Source organism: Dictyobacter formicarum, assembly GCF_016587435.1.
Genome location: NZ_BNJJ01000005.1, coordinates 118,350 through 134,746 on the forward strand (window position 1 = coordinate 118,350; position 16,397 = coordinate 134,746).

Sequence of the window (16,397 nt, forward strand, 5' to 3'; positions counted from 1 at the left end):
CCTCCTACACCCTGTTTCCCTTCTTCAGATTGCACATCCGACACAGAAGTTGGACATTCTCGACTGTATTTTGCCCACCTTTTGAACGAGGATATTTGTGGTCATACTCTATGTATGGTCCTTCATACCCACACTGGACGCAACGGCCTCCATCTCTCTGATAGACCGCCGCCTTGATATGCTCAGGAATCGTCCCCTCTGTGCGCTGCTGCTGATAGATAACCAGTTGCCGTTTCCACAATCGAACAAGGGTATCGATCATGGTTTTTGTATAGAGCATATCAGGGACACGATATCCTCCCCCTCCCGACCCCTTCGTCACCGCAAGATGCAACACTTTTTCATCTGCATACGTATGGTACGTCTTCCCATTTTGCTTATACGAGCTTGTCGGGACCCTGAGCACCTGTTCATACACCTGGCTGACATTGTTCCAGTCAATCGTCGCATTGTCACTGCCACTATGAGAAATGAAATAACATTTTTTATTCGTGCCGATCAGACGCCCAGGCACCGTTTTCAACGTTTTGTTCGGCTTGTAGTAGGTCACATGCATTTCAAAATGAGCATACTCATCTGAATCGAGGTGCATGGCGGTCGCAATACGGGGAACATTGCCAGCACGAATATCCGTCAGCATACGCAGATACTTCAATCGCTGAATGACAGGCATGCCTAAATCTTCTGGCATCCTCATATCATTGAAGGTTTTATAAATATGCTGTTCCATTGCAAACGCGACACCACCTTGCAGAAAGGCCTGTTCTAACATCGTGAAGGTATCGTGTTGAAGCTGTTTAAAGCGAGCATCACATTTTTTGCACCGCTTAATGGTGCGATTGGTCAGATTTTCAAAAAAGGTAAATTCAGTACTGCAAATAACGCACGTGCTCATAGGGCTCCTTTACATATATTCCCTTATCACTAGTCTACATTTATTATTCATATGCACAAAATTCATCAAATCCACTCATAACACCAGGGAATTATAGCAGAAAAGAGATGAAATAATAAATAGCCAGGTATATAAGAGCGTTTAGCTTATCAGCCATTCTTGACTTGCAACATGTATGAACGATATGTATTCTTCTTTTTCACTGCATTCTATATACTAATTTGTTGCCCCTGGCAACGTTGCTATTGACAACGAAATGCGACCACCCTATACTCTCTGACAATGGTTGCTACTAGCAACAAATAGAAGAAAAAGAAAGAAGTAGGCACACCATGGCATCATCATCGCTCTCTGCCGGTGCATTGTTGCGTGAAGTGGCACGTTTACATGTGCAGTTGCAGCGCAATTGCGTCGCCTATTGCGGTGGAACAACGACCACACAATGTACCGTGCTCACCGAATTGGGCCGCTGCGGCCCAATGACGCTGGCAGAGCTCAGCCGCCGCGTCGGCTTTGACAAAAGTTGGACCAGTCGCGCCGTTGAGCACCTGGCGCAAGATGGTCTGGTAGAAAAAATCGCCAGTCCACATGATCGCAGAACCATTCAAATCTCCCTGTCCACACCTGGTGAGGCACGCCTCACACACCTCAACACCACACTCAATAGCCTCGCCGCGCAGACATTTGAACATATTCCAGCTGAACAACATGAAATGGTGCGCTCATCGCTGGAACTGCTGCAGCACGCATTGTCCACGCTGCACAGCGAGGCGACACAAGAGGGGCTGAGCGAAGGGGGAACGACATGGACGTGCGATTAGCCACACCAGCGGATGCCTCCGCCATAGCGACCATCTACAATCAAGGCATCGAAGATCGGGTGGGCACCTTTGAGACACGACCGAGAACACCTGAAGATATCACACGCTGGTTCGATGGTCGCCATCCCGTTGTAGTTGTCCTCAACGACGAAGAGATCATTGCCTTTGCCTCGACCTCCTCCTACCGCGATCGGGAGTGCTACCAGGGGATCGCCGAGTTCTCCATCTATGTCGAGCGTGACTGGCGGGGACAAGGCGCGGGGCGCCTGGCCTTGCAAGCGCTCTTGCGAGAGGCAGAACAGGCAGGATTCTGGAAAGTCCTGTCGCGCATCTTTGTGGAGAACGCAGCCAGTCGCCACCTGGTCCGCTCGGCTGGCTTCCGTGAAGTCGGGGTCTATGAGCACCATGGTCAACTCGATGGCATCTGGCGCGATGTCGTCATTGTCGAACGCTTGCTGAACAATGCTCCTCAGCCATCGGCAGAGAAAGCCTGAGTAAGCGAAACAGCAGAATGCGTCCTTTTTGCCCGGGCACCGTCTCTCTGTATGAAAACACTTGATGAAAGAGGATGAATCACCTATGACAGTTCACACCACATACCCGATCGTGATTATCGGTGCTGGTCCTATTGGATTAGCAGCGGCGGCCCATGCGCTGCGCAAAGGCGAAACGCCGCTCATTTTTGGGCTCTGTAGCACTTTGTGTGATCAAAGCAGAGGAAAAAGTGATAGAATAAGGCAACTACTACTCAGTCGCATCATTCCCCGAGAAGAAAGAGTTTCGTGACGAATCCATTGTTGTTTGCATTGCCTGCTGACATGCAGGTGGAAGACCTCTTCATTGAAGGCGATACCCTCATACTCCTTCTGGCATCATCGCAATCAAGCCAGATGTGTCCCGCATGTACGCATGCTTCATCACATGTTCATAGTCGCTACAACCGACGGCTTGCTGATCTGCCCTGTCAAGGGCGCGCCGTTGAGCTGCGTCTGAAGGTGCGTCGGTTTTTCTGCGAGAATCCAACCTGTATTCGCAAGACGTTTGCAGAACAGTTTCCAGAGATAGCTCCTGCCTATGCGCGCCGGACGTTGCGCCAGAGCAAAACCTTAGGCGAGATCGCCTTTGCACTTGGGGGCAGAGCAGGAGCGCGCTTGGCTTGCTTCTTGAGCCTGCCAGTCAGCTTCTGGACTCTGCTTCGCCTGCTGCGCCGTACACCTATGGCACCCATCAGAGCCCCACGGATGCTGGGCACAGACGACTTTGCTTGGAGAAAAGGAGATCACTACGGCACAATCCTGGTCGATCTGCAAGCTCACCGACCAATCGACTTGCTGCCGGATCGGGAAGCAGGAACCTTTGAGAGATGGCTCCGTGAGCATCCCGGCGTTGAGGTTGTGAGTCGCGATCGCGCCAGTTCCTATGCGGAGGGTGCAAAAAAAGGTGCCCCGGACGCCATCCAGATCGCTGACCGCTATCATCTGGTTGCGAACCTGCGTGACACTGTGCAACGGCTGCTGGATCGCAAACGTCAGTGCTTGCCTCCTTTGCAAGAGGGCAAAAGCACCGCACTGCCTGCGATGACAGACGAGAAGCCATTGATGGAACCTCAAGTGCAACAGAAAGAAAAGGACGGAAAGGAAGGAGAGCGTGTATCACTCACGCGCGCCGAGGCTCTTCGCCAAATGAGGCGCGGCAAGCGGTATGAACGCTATCAAGCGGTGGCGGAACTCCATCAGCAGGGTCTTGGAGAGCGAGCGATCGCCCGAACGACTGGCCTCTCCCGCAACACGGTGCATCGCTACTTGGAAGCTGGCTCCTTTCCCGAATCAGGGCCGCGAAAGAAACGACGAAGCAAGCTCGATCCCTATCTGCCATACCTGCGGGAAAGATGGGACGCCGGATGTCAGAATGCCGCTCAGCTCTTCCGCGAAATCCAGACCCGCGGCTATCGTGCGTCGTCGCCTACCACTCTACGAGCTCTGATTTCTGACTGGCGGACCAGTTCACCAACCCCTGTTCGCCGTACCCGTGGCCCCAAACGCACATCATCACCGCCTGCCCAACGCCACCTCTCGTCCCGGCAAGCGTCTTTTCTCTTTATCAAGCAACCTGAGACACTCTCTCCAACGCACCGGTCCTATCTTGAGCAGATGTACCAAGCCAGCGAGGAGATGAAACAAGCGTATGAATTGAGCCAGCAGTTCGTCTCAATGGTGAGGCTGCGGCAAGGAACGCACCTGGATGTGTGGCTCCAACGCACGAAAGAGTATGGCCCTCGTGAACTCATCAGTTTCGCTTCGGGGATCAGGCGCGATTATGCGGCAGTACAAGCTGGATTATCAATGGTAGAAAGTAATGGACAGGTAGAGGGCCAGGTAACACGTTTAAAGTATCTCAAGCGGCAAATGTACGGTCGAGCAAAGTTCGATCTCCTCCGATTGCGGGTGCTGCATGCAGCTTAACCTTACCCATCACGCAAAGTGCTACAGAGCCCATTTTTGAAGCCGGCACCAGTGCCGGTGCGGCCATTCAGCAGTGGGGGCATGTGCGCCTCTTCTCTCCCTGGAAATATCTCGTAGATATCGAAGCGCAGGCACTCTTGCGAGAAACCTCGTGGACTATGCCTGATCCGGAGGGCTATCCAACCGGGCAGCAGTTTCTGGATGCCTATCTTACTCCCCTGGCGCAGACCCGCCAGCTTGCGCCGTGCATTCACTGGAATACCCGCGTGCTGGCCGTCACGCGCCAGGGATACGATAAAATGAAAACGGCGGGCCGCGAGCAGGCGCCACTGCTCGTGCGGGTTCAAACAGCTGATGGTCGTGAAGAAGATATCCTGGCCCGAGCGATCATTGATGCTTCAGGTACCTACGGTCAGCCCAATCCGCTTGGAGCAAGCGGAACCCATGCGCGTGGTGAAAAAGCCCTCGCGGAGCACCTCTTCTATGGCATTCCACACATCCTGGGCCAGCATTGGAACCGCTTTGCCGGACGCCGGGTGCTGGTCGTGGGCAGCGGCCATTCCGCCTTCAATGCGCTACTGGATCTGGCGACGCTGGCCGAACAGGAGTCAGCCACCACGATTCAATGGGCCATCCGGCGTCCACATATCCACCAATTGTTTGGCGGCGGAGAGCAAGATGGGCTGCCAGCGCGAGGCCAATTAGGGATGAGAATCCAACAGTTGGTTCAGCAGGGCCGGGTCGCCCTGGTAACTGGTGTGCAGATTGAGGCACTCCACGCGACCGATGCTGGCATGGTCGTCGCTGGTGAAGATCGGCTGACCCCGGTGGATGAAATCATCGTCACCACAGGCTTCCGTCCTGATCTCTCGTTACTGCAAGAATTGCGCCTGGGGCTTGACCCGATCACCGAGAGCCCAGTCGCCCTGGCTCCTCTGATTGATCCCAACGTCCACAGTTGTGGCACTGTTCCGCCACATGGGATTGATGAGCTTTCACATCCAGAACCCAATGTCTATATCGTGGGCATGAAAAGCTATGGGCGCGCCCCCACCTTCCTGATGCTCACCGGCTATGAACAGGTCCGTTCTATTACCTGTGCCCTCACCGGCGATTGGGAGCGCGCGCGCACAGTCCAACTCGAGTTACCCGAAACAGGGGTCTGCTCCACTGATTTCGGTGGATCGTGCTGCCAGACAGCCCCCGACGCGAAAGAGAGTGTGCATGCGGCCACCTCAACAGCCTGCTGTTCACCAGCAGCCCCTGCGCTCATTACGATTGGGGGAACTCGAAAAACTGAGGGAACGTGCTGTGGCGAATGAGCAACCGGTGATCCAGCAAGGCCCCCACGACCACACCACACCAGGAGCAGGAGCCGGGCCACCTCGGCTCCCCTCCCTGTATTATGGCTGGGTTCTGGTGATCACGCTCGGACTGACCACCATCATCTCCTATGGCACAACCCAGTATCTCTTTGGGGTTCTGGTCGTGCCGATTAGCCACACCTTTCACTGGAACCGCACTAGCATCTCGGGAGCCTATGCGCTCGGTTCTTTCATAGCGGGTATCCTGGGCATCCCAGTTGGCTTTTTCATTGATCGACAAGGGGCGCGGCTCCTGATGACCTGTGGCTCCCTGTTAGCAGGGATCACCTTCATCGGACTATCCATGATGCAACAGGTATGGCAGTTCTATCTGCTCTGGTCCGGTGGCTTTGGTCTGGTGATGGCGCTCACCTTTTATCCCATCTCCTTCGCCGTGATCACGAATTGGTTTGATCATAAACGCGGGAAAGCGATGGCCCTGCTCACCCTCATCGGCGGCCTCGCATCCCCACTGTTTCTTCCCCTCGCGGGGCTCTTGATCCCATCCATCGGCTGGCAATACACCGTCATCCTCTGTGGACTCCTGCACCTTCTCGTTGCCGCTCCCCTCCACGGGCTCCTGCTTCGCCGCTCACCCGAAGAGCAAGGACTGTCTCCTGATGGGCAAAAACACAGATCCATGTACCGTGAGCACAAAGAACGGATACGGGGTGCGTCTGTCGCGCTGACACTCAAGGATGCTTCGTTCTGGATGCTAACCATGGCGCTGTCGCTTGGTACCCTCGGGAATATGATCGTTTTTGCCCATCAAATCGCCTATCTGATCGACAAACACTACGCCAGTGCGCTTGCGGCAACCATCGCAGGTATGCTCGGCGTTGCCAGCCTGCCTGGACGCTATCTCTTAAACGTGGTGAGCGGGAAAATATCCGCACAAAAAATGTTAGCCTGCTGTTACGCCATTCAGGCGGTTGGTCTCCTCGTGTTGATCACGGCGCCCTCGTCTGGCTGGCTCATCCTCTACATCATCGCCTATGGCGGAGCCTATGGAGCTGTTTCACCCTTACGAGCAACGGTGATGGCCGAGAAGTTTGGACGCCGTGCCTATGGCAGTATTACCGCCCTCCAAGGCATCCCCATTGCCTGCTGTGCAGCGGCTGGCCCATTGATGGCAGGGTGGCTCTATGATCTGTTTCAGCAGTATGACCAAGCCTTTTGGCTCTGCGCGGCCGGTTGCCTCCTTGCCACCGTGGGCATCTGGTTCACCCCATCATCTCCGACGCAGTCCCTGTAAGGATTTCACGACTTTTCCAGGAAGAACATCTTCAGAGAAACAACGGCAAAAGTCGCGTGATACACACGCACTACCCATGATATTTGTCATGGTCACATCTGGAGGAATCTCACTTCTCATCCCGTTCATAGACGGGTACACTCTTGCGTAGGAACACAGGCTTCAAGCAACAGCGTGTTCCCATTTCACCATTGTGTCCCGCGACAGCTTCGCGCTGCAATGGGCGGCGGTACCAAAGGCGTGAAGCCCAGAAAGAAAGGAGACCGTCGTATGAGTCAGCACCGTCAGGACCTTCCAGGAAACCACGAAAACCTCCCCGTTGACCGTGCTCTTGTGATTCCCTTGCAGAGTCTTGACCAAACAACCCGCCCGCTTGCCGGAGGAAAGGCTGCCAACTTAGGTGCACTGATCCAGGCCGGCTTCTGCGTGCCAACGGGCTTCTGCATCACCACCGCAGCCTATGAGCAGGTGTTCGCGACAGCTGCGCTTGACATCTATCTTGCAGAGTTGGAAACACTTGCGCGCTCGGAGAACGCACGTCAAATCGAACTGGCACAGACCATCCGCACCGCATTGTGTCAGACCCCTCTGCCGACAGCGGTCAGCGAGGCTATTACCTCCGCATATCAGATGCTCGCTGCGGGTTCACCAATCGCGGTCTCGGTTCGATCCTCGGCAACCACGGAAGATTTGCCAGACGCCTCCTTTGTCGGGCAACAAGAAACCGTGCTAAATGTCATTGGCAGTGAGGCCATCCTCTCAGCGGTCCAGCACTGTTTTGCCTCGCTGTGGACAGACCGCGCCATCCAGTACCGCAGCAGCCTGGACATTGCACCTCGGAATCTGGCCTTTGGCGTTCAACAAGGCACTTATCGTCCCTTTACCCCTCTGGGTATGTCCGCGCTCCGCTACCTTTCGGCCAGTTTTCTGACACTCATTGGCTCCCCGCCGCGCGATCCGCTCGCCGGTCCGCGTTTCGTGACAGCCGCCGCGTCCCGTCCATTCTTTGATGTCACCGCTGCGTTGCGCAGTACGTTTGGACGTCGCTTTCTGCTGGAGGCGATGCGCGAGGCGGAGGTCCACGCGGCGGGCAGTTTCGAACAGCTGATTACCGATCCCCGGCTCTCGCTCCGCCCCACATCCCGATACACCGTTGGGCAAGCGCTTATCCTGCTGCTTGTGCGCACCGCCATGCCCTGGTATCTCCTGCAAGCGTTCCTTGCACCACAGGCTGCCAGTCGGCGGGTACGGCGCTTCGTGGAACAGCTTCGCACGACGCACCAGATCGATGCATCCACTGATGCCGCTGTCCACCTTGCCGAAGCGGAGCGCCTCCTGCGGTCCTGCCTTCCCCTGGCGTTTCGCGTCTCTCCTGTCATGCTGGCCGGTATGCTGAGCTTTGCGCTGGCGCAACGGCTACCTGGGAAGCTGGCCTCCGCAAGTGAGTGCCAGCGTGTTCTGGGTGGCTCACCGACGAATCCCACGACCGAGATGAATCTGGCGCTGTGGAGGCTTTCCCAGGAGATGCAGGCCGATACCGCGAGCAGGGATCTCCTACAACAGACGTCAGTCACGCACCTCGCACAACACTATCTGCACGGGCAACTTCCCGCGCTCCTCCAACAAGGATTAGCATCCTTCCTCCAGGAATACGGCCACCAGAGCGTCTGTGAACTCGACCTGGGAGTAGCACGTTGGTCGGAAGATCCCACCTATGTGCTGACGCTTCTCGTCAAGTATCTGACCAGAGCGGAGGGCGGACCTCCACCAGAACAGCAACGGCAACGCGCTCATGAGGCGGCACAGGTCATGATCGCCACGCTTGCACAGCGTGCCAGACAACAGCACTGGTTGCATGGCTGGCTGGTCCGTGTGTTCCTGCAACGCGCTCATGCGCTCGCTGGTTTCCGTGAGACGACGCGCTCTGTCATTGGGCTGCGCCTGGCGCAAGCGCGAGCACTCCTCCGGACGGTCGGAGAGGTATTGGCTCAGAAGGGAAAGCTCCAGGCGGCTGAAGACCTTTTTTTCTCACCTGGCCCGAAATCCACACAGCACTGACAGGAACGAGCATTCAGACACAAATACGCGAACGGCAAGCAACCTTCACACGGGAACTTGGGCGTCGTGTTGTGCTCCTGGTCCTGCTTTCAGATGGCACGGAGCCTCTAGTACAACAAGAGAGCAGCCAACCTCCTCCCCAGGGAGGAACGCTACGAGGGGTCCCTGCGTCCGCAGGGCGCGTCACAGCACGGGCACGTGTGATCTTTGATCCCCACACCGCGCCGCTCGCCCCGGGTGAAATCCTGGTGGCTCCCTCGACGGATCCCGGTTGGACCCCCCTGTTCCTCACTGCAGCGGGGCTGGTGATGGAAGTGGGAGGCGTGATGGCACATGGAGCGATCGTCGCGCGCGAGTATGGAATTCCCGCCGCCGTCGGCGTGGCTGATGCAACCAGGCGCATCACGACCGGGAGCCGTGTGACGCTTGATGGCACCACTGGGGTAGTCCTGATTGAGCCTGAGGAGTAAGCACATTCCGTTCGCCCGCAGCGGTGATACAATGAGCACATGAACACCATTCCGGCGAGAGCAGCAGACAGGAGGGCATCATGCAGATCAGCCAACGCCAGCGAGCAAGAGAACACGTATTGAAGGCAGGAGGCCCTACACTTTCGGAGGATATGGTTGCAGCCTGTGGAGTTACCTTTCATCTCTGGCGGCTCTATCAGCATGCCTGGCTCATCTGTCTCTTCTTCCCCCTGATCACATTGGTGCGCGAACCGCTCGCGCCGTGGCGTCTTGTGTTGGGACTCTGCGCACTACTCTTTTTTGCGAGCGGGCTATACCTGGATGATGTGGCCACATCCTGTCAGCCTGGGAGCGCAGCTACGAACACGTTCCTGGCCCTCACTCCTCCTCTTTGTCGCGCTTGCCACGCTAGTGTGTATTTTCAGCCTGTGGTATGGCCCGTCCTTTCTCTGGCTCTTCATCGGAGTCAGTGCACTTGCCGGTGTACTCCTTCCCATGAGAGTCGCATTTGCTGTGATTACCCTCTTCACGTTACTTCCTCTCTTCATCACGGTAGGCATGCAACAGGGGATTGCTGGCGTAGATTGGTGGTGGCTCATCGCATTGATGTTGCTCGTACGAGGACTGGGCCTGGATATGAATTGAAAGGAGAGCGAAGGTGACCTACGATCTGACACCAACGCAGCGGCTTTTAGAAGTCCTCAAGCAGAGAGAATTAACAAAAGCGGAACGGGCCATCGCTCGAGAACAAATCGGACGCTATTATGCGAAAAAACTGGCTAACCTCCAACAGCACCTCTTTGAGGCATTGGAGAAGCGCCACACTGGAGAACTCGATCCCTTCGAGGTGGATGAGTATATTCATCACTATCACAAGCAATCCCAGGAACTCTATGTCTACATCAACACTCAATCACACTCCAATGCGAGCCTTCCTCATTGGCTGGCAGCCATTGAGGCTGATGAACAAGGCCGAAACGTCTGGCAGCCAAAGACGATGCTTCCGCATGAAGAACAATCTTCCTGACAGTAGATGTCAGAAAGCATTGGCTAAACTGAAGTGTGTTGTCAGCGAAAAGCTTTGAGGAAAAACCATAAGGCTCCCTGTTCGGTCAGAAGAGAAAGGATGCCGGCATTAGGACGTTAACGACTCGTCATCTGCCACATCTCTACGCTGATTCCACAGGGATTGAAAGGTTCTCCGTCAGTCCAGGATCGCCAGCGCTGAATTGACCTGCTAGGCAGAAAAGAGTCCAGCATCGTAAGACACGCCAGAAAAGAGAGAAGATGTTCCTCTTTCCCACAGGTGTAAGATTTTACACGCCAAGCATTTTTTGCCTTGAGCATCTTTCCTCCGGTTCCCTCTCCTTCTGGCTTGATTCCCAACAGCATTGCTCTTTCAGCAACGCTCGATCAAATCACTTCGGTTTCTTGCTGTGTCTACTCGTGGAGCAGCTGGTCATACCAGCGCAGATACTGCCTGACTGGGGTCATCCCCTCATAGCCCAACAATTCCTGTGAAACCCTGTGGATTTCCTCCTGTTTGGAGATAACGCAGGGCAAAACTGTGGCGGAGGACCTGGGGCGTGATCGTGGTGTCACTGATCCCTGCTCGCTTGCGGAACCGAGCAAACACCATAGTTACGCCGTTCTTGGTCAGCGGCTGCTTCCCCTTCCCACGAGTTGCGCAACGAGCTAAGCCCAAGTAGCGCTCACCCCGAAAAATGTGCCTCCCTACGAAAGGAAATGGAAAAAACAACTCGCCTTTCCGTAAGGAGGACTCATGACCAGTATCGCGTATTCTTCGATCAACATCCAGTCCTGTGCTCAATCGGCTCCAGCGCAGCCCTGTTGGTTCGGCGAACTCACCGTGATCGTGCATCACATGCAGCGTCACGGCGTGCTTGCCGCCATTGAAGAGCAGGTGCGCTTTGCGCGTCGGCGTTTCGGCCACTACGACGTGATTGATTTTGTCGCCGTGCTCTTTGGCTACGCCATCAGCGGTGAGCGCACCCTCGAAGCCTTTTACGAACAGATGACTCCCTGGGCCAGCCCCTTCATGGCGCTCTTCGGGCGCGATCGCCTGCCTGCTCGTTCGACCCTGAGTCGCTTTCTCGCCTCCCTCGACCAGGCTCCCGTTGAAGCTTTGCGCACCCAGTTCCTCGCTGATCTGCTGGCTCGCCCTCTGACCAGCGAAGAACTGCCAGGTGGGTTGTGGGACCGGCAAGGGGACCATCTGCTGGTCTTTGATGTGGATGGCACCCGAGAGGCGGCTCGCCAACGAGCCTTGCCGCAGACGGCGGATCGGCCCGCCCCAGTCCGACGACTCCAGCAGCTCTGTGCACCAGGCTACACGGGACGCAAGCGGGGGGAAGTGGTCCGCAGCCGAACGACCATCCTGCAAGCCCATACCCATCACTGGTTGGCCAGCTTTGGCAACCCGGGCAATGGCCAGTACCGTCTCGAGTTGCGTCGGGCGCTGACGGCCATCGAGACCTATGCTCAGGCGATCCATCTGCCTCCTTCACGCCTGCTCGTGCGCCTTGACGGTCAATATGGCACCAGAGCGGTCCTCACTGATCTGGGAGAGATGCGCTACGTCACACGTGGCAAAGACTATCACCTCCTGGATCAAGCCGAGATCCAGGCACGCCTTTGCCTGCCCCCCGATCAGCCGTTCACGCTGCCAGAAAGCGGGATGGTGCGCACGCTCTACGATTGCCCAAATCTGCCCCTGGACGGCGGCGGGAAGCGCTACCGGATCATTGTGGCCACCCACCCGGCAGGCACCACGAAAAGTCGGATTGGCATCACCCGTGATGGCGTGGTCTACGAGCTCTTCTTCACCAATCTGGCACCGACAGCTTTCACGGCGGCAGATGTCATGGCGCTCTATCTGCATCGTGGTTCCTTTGAGCCAGCCCTGTGGGATGAAGATCTCGAGCAGGACCCTGATCGTTGGTGTAGCCATGCCCCCTGGGGGCAAGAAGCCTGGCAAATCATCAGTCAATGGATCTGGAATCTGCGTCTGGAACTGGGTCAGCAGTTGCTTGCCGAGCCGGTCCGCACCACGGAGTTTGCGCCAGCCCACCAGGAGCAGGCGCCTGGTTCTGCTTCCGGCTATGCTCCCGCCACCGCCGCCTCGTCCTGGAAAGCGGGTCGTTTCTCAGGCAAGGACTTTGCGCGCCAGCCCGATGGGACCTTACGTTGTCCTGCGGGAGCGTCACTGGTGCTGCAAGAACGGCGCCCGGAGGCCAATGGGAGTCTGCGCCTGGTCTATGGAGCCAGTATTCGCAATTGTCGTCCCTGCCCGTTGCGAGAGCAGTGTCAGTGGGAGGGACATGCCACCGCGAAGCCGCGCCAGGTGAGTCTCCTGTTGCATCCCCGGGCGATCGGCGAAGAGCCGCTGCTGTGGCGGGATTGGAGTCGCAGGCGCTCGCGTCGAGCCTGCATCCAGTTGGTCCGTTATCAACGCCTGGATGTGGCGGTTCATCCTGCGCTTGTGCCTCCCTGCGACGCATCGTCGGGTGTGCTTTCTCGCGCCCAACGGGCGCATATGCGGCTGACCTTTCACGAACGGCGGGCTCGCAATGAACGGACCCCAACTGCGGCACTGGTGAGGATCACGCTCTTCGGCATTCCCGAGGCCTTTGCTGCGTTTCTCGGTCTTGAGAGCATGTAACGTTCGATCTCTGTCACCACGATGCTGTGCGTTCTCGGCGGAACGGCCAAGCATTCCGTGTGGAATTCCTGTGGCCTTTTTTCCTGGTTTCCCCGCTTTCACACTTCTTTTCGGTCATTTTTCTGCCAGGAAGCGTCATCTCCTCTCGGCTTTTATCTCATCTACGAGTGATAAACTCTTCTACAGGCTCATTGCGCAACTCGTGGGCCCTTGGAACCAAACAGGGGATCTCCACCAGCTTGCCTCCTAGCCAGTCCACTCCTGGTCGCCGGGTCCATCTGCCTCAGATACGAGCGCAGATGGCTCAGACAGGTTGCCCCAAGGGACATCTGCCGTTCTTTGCCTCCTTTCCCCCTTATCCGCAGCAGGCCCGTTCGGTGATCTGATGGACGAGCAGGAGGTGACACTCGGTCAGCAAATACTGTTGCAAATGAGAGAGCACCATGTGATGCCATTCGAGGGTTTTCGGGCGATGCCCGACCTTGTGATGAGCCTGGAGATACTCCTGGACCGCCCGTTCCATCGTCAGGCGCTGGCCTTTCTTGGGGGCGGAAGGATGATGTCCAGATCTGGCTGAGACGGTGGCAGAGCGCCGGACGACCTGGCCTGGTTCGCTCTGCGAGGAGTCGGGGTAGCAGGGATGCACCCTCTTACCTTCCTGACGGGATGTGCCGACTGCTCTGCTACCGCCCGATGCGGGTCGGATAAGCGCGTGCTCGTGCCATCAAGAGAAGGAGAACTGACACTCACGTAAAGGGAAGAAGAGACCAGGCCCTCTGGCGATGGCTTGGCATGCTGGAGCTCGGTCGGGAGAAGCAGGTTTCCTTAAAGGGATTAGCAGAGGAAGATTTTTGTGAGGCAATGCAGGGCAAGTTTTCTCAAAAAACACCATCGTCCCCTTGCTGACCTGATTACCGGACGCTTCGTTCGAAGCAGCCTCTCATCGGCCTGCAAGGGGACGATAGACACAAAAAAGAGCGGGAGACGAGACTCGAACTCGCGACAACCTGCTTGGAAGGCAGGGACTCTACCAGCTGAGTTACTCCCGCAAAGTCGGGGTGCGCAGACTCGAACTGCGGACCTCCTGGTCCCAAACCAGGCGCGCTACCAACTGCGCCACACCCCGTCGACACTGTGTACTATAACACTCCTCTAGAGCTTTGTCAAGCACTTTTTTTTGCAATTTCGAAATAGTGAAAAAATTGTTTTTTCAGCTCTCTTTACTGCTCATCTTTACGCCGGTACCGCAATTTCAGCAGCAAGAGATTCAATTGCGTCTTTATGGTATACCAGGGCCCACGCCTCAGCGGGGTTATCGTGACGTTACCATAACGCATGGGTTGGGGGCGCCGCCGTGGCTGTATAAAGTTTGATAAAGCCACCAGCACCACACCGATAAACGCTGCCAGGGCTAAAATTAAGGTGATGATGTTTTGTCCGGCCAGAAATGCGTATGCTCCAGCGAGCAGTGCACAGATAATTGATCCTACTAATAAACGTTCCGTGGTCGAAAGATTCCAGGAAACAGACCGTGGTTGTTGTGGCCGCAGGTTCGGACCTGGCCGGCGCCGAAACCTTTCTCCAAATTTCTGGGTTCTACCAGCTTTGGGGTTTGTCTGTTCCAGATTACGTAGGATTTCTTCGATCTCACGTTCATATCTATTTGGCATAGCCGCTCTGCTTCCTTGAACTTGTCAGGACGCTCTTGCTTGTAATGATACCAACTTTTCGGCGTAGAGACAAGTATTTATGCTATCATTTTTAGAAGTGAGAGGATGAACTTAACGACTATAGGATTTTAGCCCTAAAATAGTCTGCACTTTCTCTGCTAACTCAAGTGGATGAAATGGCTTGGTCATGTGTTGAACCGCCCCCAGATCGATACTGATGCGCTGGTAAATATCCTCATCGTGTGCAGTAATCATCATTACTGGTATGTCACGTGTCGCGGGGTCAGTTCGTAAACTCCTACAGATATGATAACCATCCTCTCCTGGCATCATGACATCTAAAATTATCAAATCAGGTAATTGAGAGACCAACAAACGCTGCAGTTGCCGTCCACTGGCCACGGCCTCTACCTGGTATCCATGACGAGCCAGTACAAATGTGATAATCTCTCGAATCTCCCTGTCATCATCTACCACAACTATTCGCTTCGACATATGCTCTACCTGACTCCCTCACCTTTCTACCATCGCTCTTATTATTATGATACAGATTTCCCGTGAGAAGTACAACTCGTACTCACAAATACGTTACTGAAGTACATTTTTTTCATGCATTAAAAGATGAAAAGTTGACGGACGGCACTTCCTCTGTTATCATATGCTCCAGGATCCAATATCGATCTATTTAGTAGCAGTAGCAAAAGAGGTGGAAAGACATGGTCACCCCTCCTCCTTCATGGTCAAGCGTCCTGCAGGGGATCATTAAATCATCTGGCGAACGCCAGCGTTTATCATCCGCACTGGGTGTGACAAGCATGACGCTGTCACGCTGGGCCAGTGGAGAATCCAAACCTCAAAAGCAGCATTTAATCCATTTACTTCAAGTTGTAAATGCAAACCAGAGGCCCGAATTGCTGGAGGCGCTTGAGCAGCACTACCCCGATATCCAGTCCTGGTTGACGGAAGATAGCTCTGAGCATATTCCATCGGAATTTTTTGCGCAAGTATTAAATATACGTACCACAACAACTGAAAGTTTGCGTTTCTGGCGTATCAGCGAGCTGGTTCTAAAGCAAGCACTAGCTCAGCTAGATCCCAATAAACTGGGTATGGCGGTCAAACTCGTACAGTGCATGCCGCCCAGTCTTGGCGATAAGATTCGCAGTCTGCGTGAGCGCGCTGGCAAAGGTACGCCACCCTGGACAGCCGACCTGGAACATGATGTGCTCTTCCTGGGCCTGGAATCGCTCTCGGGTTATGCAGTCGAGGTGCGTCATATCGTCAGCGATGATGATTTGCGCCTGAGTAAAACCTTCCCAGCCATCCAGGACTCCTTTGAGGTCAGCGCTGCAGTCCATCCTATCCGTTTTGAGGGCCAGATCGCCGGTTGTTTGCTGGCATCCAGTACCCAGGCTGGCTATTTTTCACAGCAACGCCTCAACCTCCTATCGACATTTAGCGATCTGATTTCGCTGGCATTTGAAAAAGAAGATTTTTATCCATCTCATATGATCGAGCTACGCGTCATGCCTAAACCAGAGGTACAAAGGCCGATCCTGGCTCATTTTCGACAGCGAGTAACGAATAAGTTTCAGCAGGCTATGCAGCAGCAACAGCATTTTAGCAACGCAGAAATTGAGCTGAGTGCCTGGAAAGAACTGGAGGCCGAGTTACTGGCCTACAACACAACGCAGACAGATGTATATAAACACCAGTAATC

16 protein-coding genes and 2 tRNA genes are annotated in these 16,397 nt (G+C 55.2%); 12 read left to right on the forward strand and 6 right to left on the reverse strand.

The window, feature by feature from the left end; genetic code table 11:
• Positions 1 to 4: 4 nt before the first annotated feature.
• Positions 5 to 895 carry an HNH endonuclease gene (locus JMI88_RS10315; protein WP_201361747.1) on the reverse strand — a complete coding sequence of 297 codons (891 nt, stop codon included), beginning with the start codon at positions 893 to 895 and terminating at the stop codon, positions 5 to 7.
• Between the two features lie 332 nt (positions 896 to 1,227).
• Here JMI88_RS10315 and JMI88_RS10320 point away from each other — a divergent pair, with 332 nt between their 5' ends.
• The 11 genes from JMI88_RS10320 (at position 1,228) to JMI88_RS10370 (ending at position 13,007) form a co-directional block, all read left to right on the forward strand.
• Positions 1,228 to 1,716, forward strand: coding sequence for a MarR family winged helix-turn-helix transcriptional regulator (locus JMI88_RS10320; protein WP_201361748.1), 489 nt, complete (start codon positions 1,228 to 1,230; stop codon positions 1,714 to 1,716).
• Complete coding sequence (locus JMI88_RS10325) at positions 1,701 to 2,210, forward strand: arsinothricin resistance N-acetyltransferase ArsN1 family A (protein ID WP_201361749.1); 510 nt, start codon at positions 1,701 to 1,703, stop codon at positions 2,208 to 2,210. Before JMI88_RS10320 ends, JMI88_RS10325 begins: the two co-directional genes overlap by 16 nt.
• A gap of 85 nt (positions 2,211 to 2,295) precedes the next feature.
• Positions 2,296 to 2,502 (forward strand): hypothetical protein, encoded by a 207-nt coding sequence (locus JMI88_RS10330; protein WP_201361750.1) that lies wholly within the window; start codon positions 2,296 to 2,298, stop codon positions 2,500 to 2,502.
• A gap of 104 nt (positions 2,503 to 2,606) precedes the next feature.
• A complete protein-coding gene (locus JMI88_RS10335) occupies positions 2,607 to 4,178 on the forward strand; it encodes an ISL3 family transposase (RefSeq protein WP_444542380.1) in 1,572 nt (523 codons plus the stop codon).
• A complete protein-coding gene (locus tag JMI88_RS10340; protein ID WP_201361975.1) occupies positions 4,154 to 5,500 on the forward strand; it encodes an NAD(P)-binding domain-containing protein in 1,347 nt (448 codons plus the stop codon). Before JMI88_RS10335 ends, JMI88_RS10340 begins: the two co-directional genes overlap by 25 nt.
• Positions 5,403 to 6,797 carry an MFS transporter gene (locus JMI88_RS10345; protein ID WP_201361752.1) on the forward strand — a complete coding sequence of 465 codons (1,395 nt, stop codon included), beginning with the start codon at positions 5,403 to 5,405 and terminating at the stop codon, positions 6,795 to 6,797. The genes JMI88_RS10340 and JMI88_RS10345 overlap by 98 nt, the downstream gene beginning before the upstream one ends.
• 270 nt (positions 6,798 to 7,067) lie before the next feature.
• Positions 7,068 to 8,855, forward strand: a complete 1,788-nt coding sequence (locus JMI88_RS10350) for a PEP/pyruvate-binding domain-containing protein (protein WP_201361753.1) — start codon at positions 7,068 to 7,070, stop codon at positions 8,853 to 8,855.
• A gap of 71 nt (positions 8,856 to 8,926) precedes the next feature.
• Positions 8,927 to 9,325, forward strand: coding sequence for a PEP-utilizing enzyme (locus JMI88_RS10355; RefSeq protein WP_201361754.1), 399 nt, complete (start codon positions 8,927 to 8,929; stop codon positions 9,323 to 9,325).
• 321 nt (positions 9,326 to 9,646) lie between these two features.
• Positions 9,647 to 9,970: a hypothetical protein gene (locus JMI88_RS10360; RefSeq protein ID WP_201361755.1), complete on the forward strand. Its 324-nt coding sequence runs from the start codon at positions 9,647 to 9,649 to the stop codon at positions 9,968 to 9,970.
• A 13-nt stretch (positions 9,971 to 9,983) separates the two neighbouring features.
• Complete coding sequence (locus JMI88_RS10365) at positions 9,984 to 10,352, forward strand: hypothetical protein (protein ID WP_201361756.1); 369 nt, start codon at positions 9,984 to 9,986, stop codon at positions 10,350 to 10,352.
• Between the two features lie 756 nt (positions 10,353 to 11,108).
• Entirely contained in the window at positions 11,109 to 13,007 is a 1,899-nt protein-coding gene (locus JMI88_RS10370; RefSeq protein ID WP_201360255.1) for a hypothetical protein, read from the forward strand.
• A gap of 355 nt (positions 13,008 to 13,362) precedes the next feature.
• Here JMI88_RS10370 and JMI88_RS10375 read toward each other — a convergent pair whose 3' ends face one another.
• The 5 genes from JMI88_RS10375 to JMI88_RS10395 form a co-directional block, all read right to left on the reverse strand.
• Positions 13,363 to 13,653 (reverse strand): hypothetical protein, encoded by a 291-nt coding sequence (locus JMI88_RS10375; protein ID WP_201361757.1) that lies wholly within the window; start codon positions 13,651 to 13,653, stop codon positions 13,363 to 13,365.
• A gap of 330 nt (positions 13,654 to 13,983) precedes the next feature.
• Positions 13,984 to 14,056, reverse strand: a tRNA-Gly gene (locus tag JMI88_RS10380).
• Positions 14,057 to 14,060: 4 nt separating this feature from the next.
• Positions 14,061 to 14,133, reverse strand: a tRNA-Pro gene (locus JMI88_RS10385).
• 94 nt (positions 14,134 to 14,227) lie between these two features.
• Positions 14,228 to 14,677 (reverse strand): hypothetical protein, encoded by a 450-nt coding sequence (locus JMI88_RS10390; RefSeq protein WP_201361758.1) that lies wholly within the window; start codon positions 14,675 to 14,677, stop codon positions 14,228 to 14,230.
• A 111-nt stretch (positions 14,678 to 14,788) separates the two neighbouring features.
• A complete protein-coding gene (locus tag JMI88_RS10395) occupies positions 14,789 to 15,172 on the reverse strand; it encodes a response regulator transcription factor (RefSeq protein WP_201361759.1) in 384 nt (127 codons plus the stop codon).
• Between the two features lie 221 nt (positions 15,173 to 15,393).
• On the opposite strand from JMI88_RS10395, the gene JMI88_RS10400 reads away from it, so the two are divergent.
• Positions 15,394 to 16,395, forward strand: coding sequence for a GAF domain-containing protein (locus JMI88_RS10400; protein WP_201361760.1), 1,002 nt, complete (start codon positions 15,394 to 15,396; stop codon positions 16,393 to 16,395).
• Positions 16,396 to 16,397 lie beyond the last annotated feature (2 nt).

Bases quoted from the DNA above. Each gene is read 5' to 3' on its own strand.
- JMI88_RS10335 (WP_444542380.1), top strand. From the start codon at position 2,607: ATGTGTCCCGCATGTACGCATGCTTCATCACATGTTCATAGTCGCTAC.
- JMI88_RS10360 (WP_201361755.1), top strand. From the start codon at position 9,647: ATGATGTGGCCACATCCTGTCAGCCTGGGAGCGCAGCTACGAACACGT.
- JMI88_RS10350 (WP_201361753.1), top strand. From the start codon at position 7,068: ATGAGTCAGCACCGTCAGGACCTTCCAGGAAACCACGAAAACCTCCCC.
- JMI88_RS10345 (WP_201361752.1), top strand. From the start codon at position 5,403: ATGCGGCCACCTCAACAGCCTGCTGTTCACCAGCAGCCCCTGCGCTCA.
- JMI88_RS10330 (WP_201361750.1), top strand. From the start codon at position 2,296: ATGACAGTTCACACCACATACCCGATCGTGATTATCGGTGCTGGTCCT.
- JMI88_RS10400 (WP_201361760.1), top strand. From the start codon at position 15,394: ATGGTCACCCCTCCTCCTTCATGGTCAAGCGTCCTGCAGGGGATCATT.
- JMI88_RS10395 (WP_201361759.1), bottom strand. From the start codon at position 15,172: ATGTCGAAGCGAATAGTTGTGGTAGATGATGACAGGGAGATTCGAGAG.
- JMI88_RS10390 (WP_201361758.1), bottom strand. From the start codon at position 14,677: ATGCCAAATAGATATGAACGTGAGATCGAAGAAATCCTACGTAATCTG.
- JMI88_RS10315 (WP_201361747.1), bottom strand. From the start codon at position 895: ATGAGCACGTGCGTTATTTGCAGTACTGAATTTACCTTTTTTGAAAAT.
- JMI88_RS10370 (WP_201360255.1), top strand. From the start codon at position 11,109: ATGACCAGTATCGCGTATTCTTCGATCAACATCCAGTCCTGTGCTCAA.
- JMI88_RS10320 (WP_201361748.1), top strand. From the start codon at position 1,228: ATGGCATCATCATCGCTCTCTGCCGGTGCATTGTTGCGTGAAGTGGCA.
- JMI88_RS10325 (WP_201361749.1), top strand. From the start codon at position 1,701: ATGGACGTGCGATTAGCCACACCAGCGGATGCCTCCGCCATAGCGACC.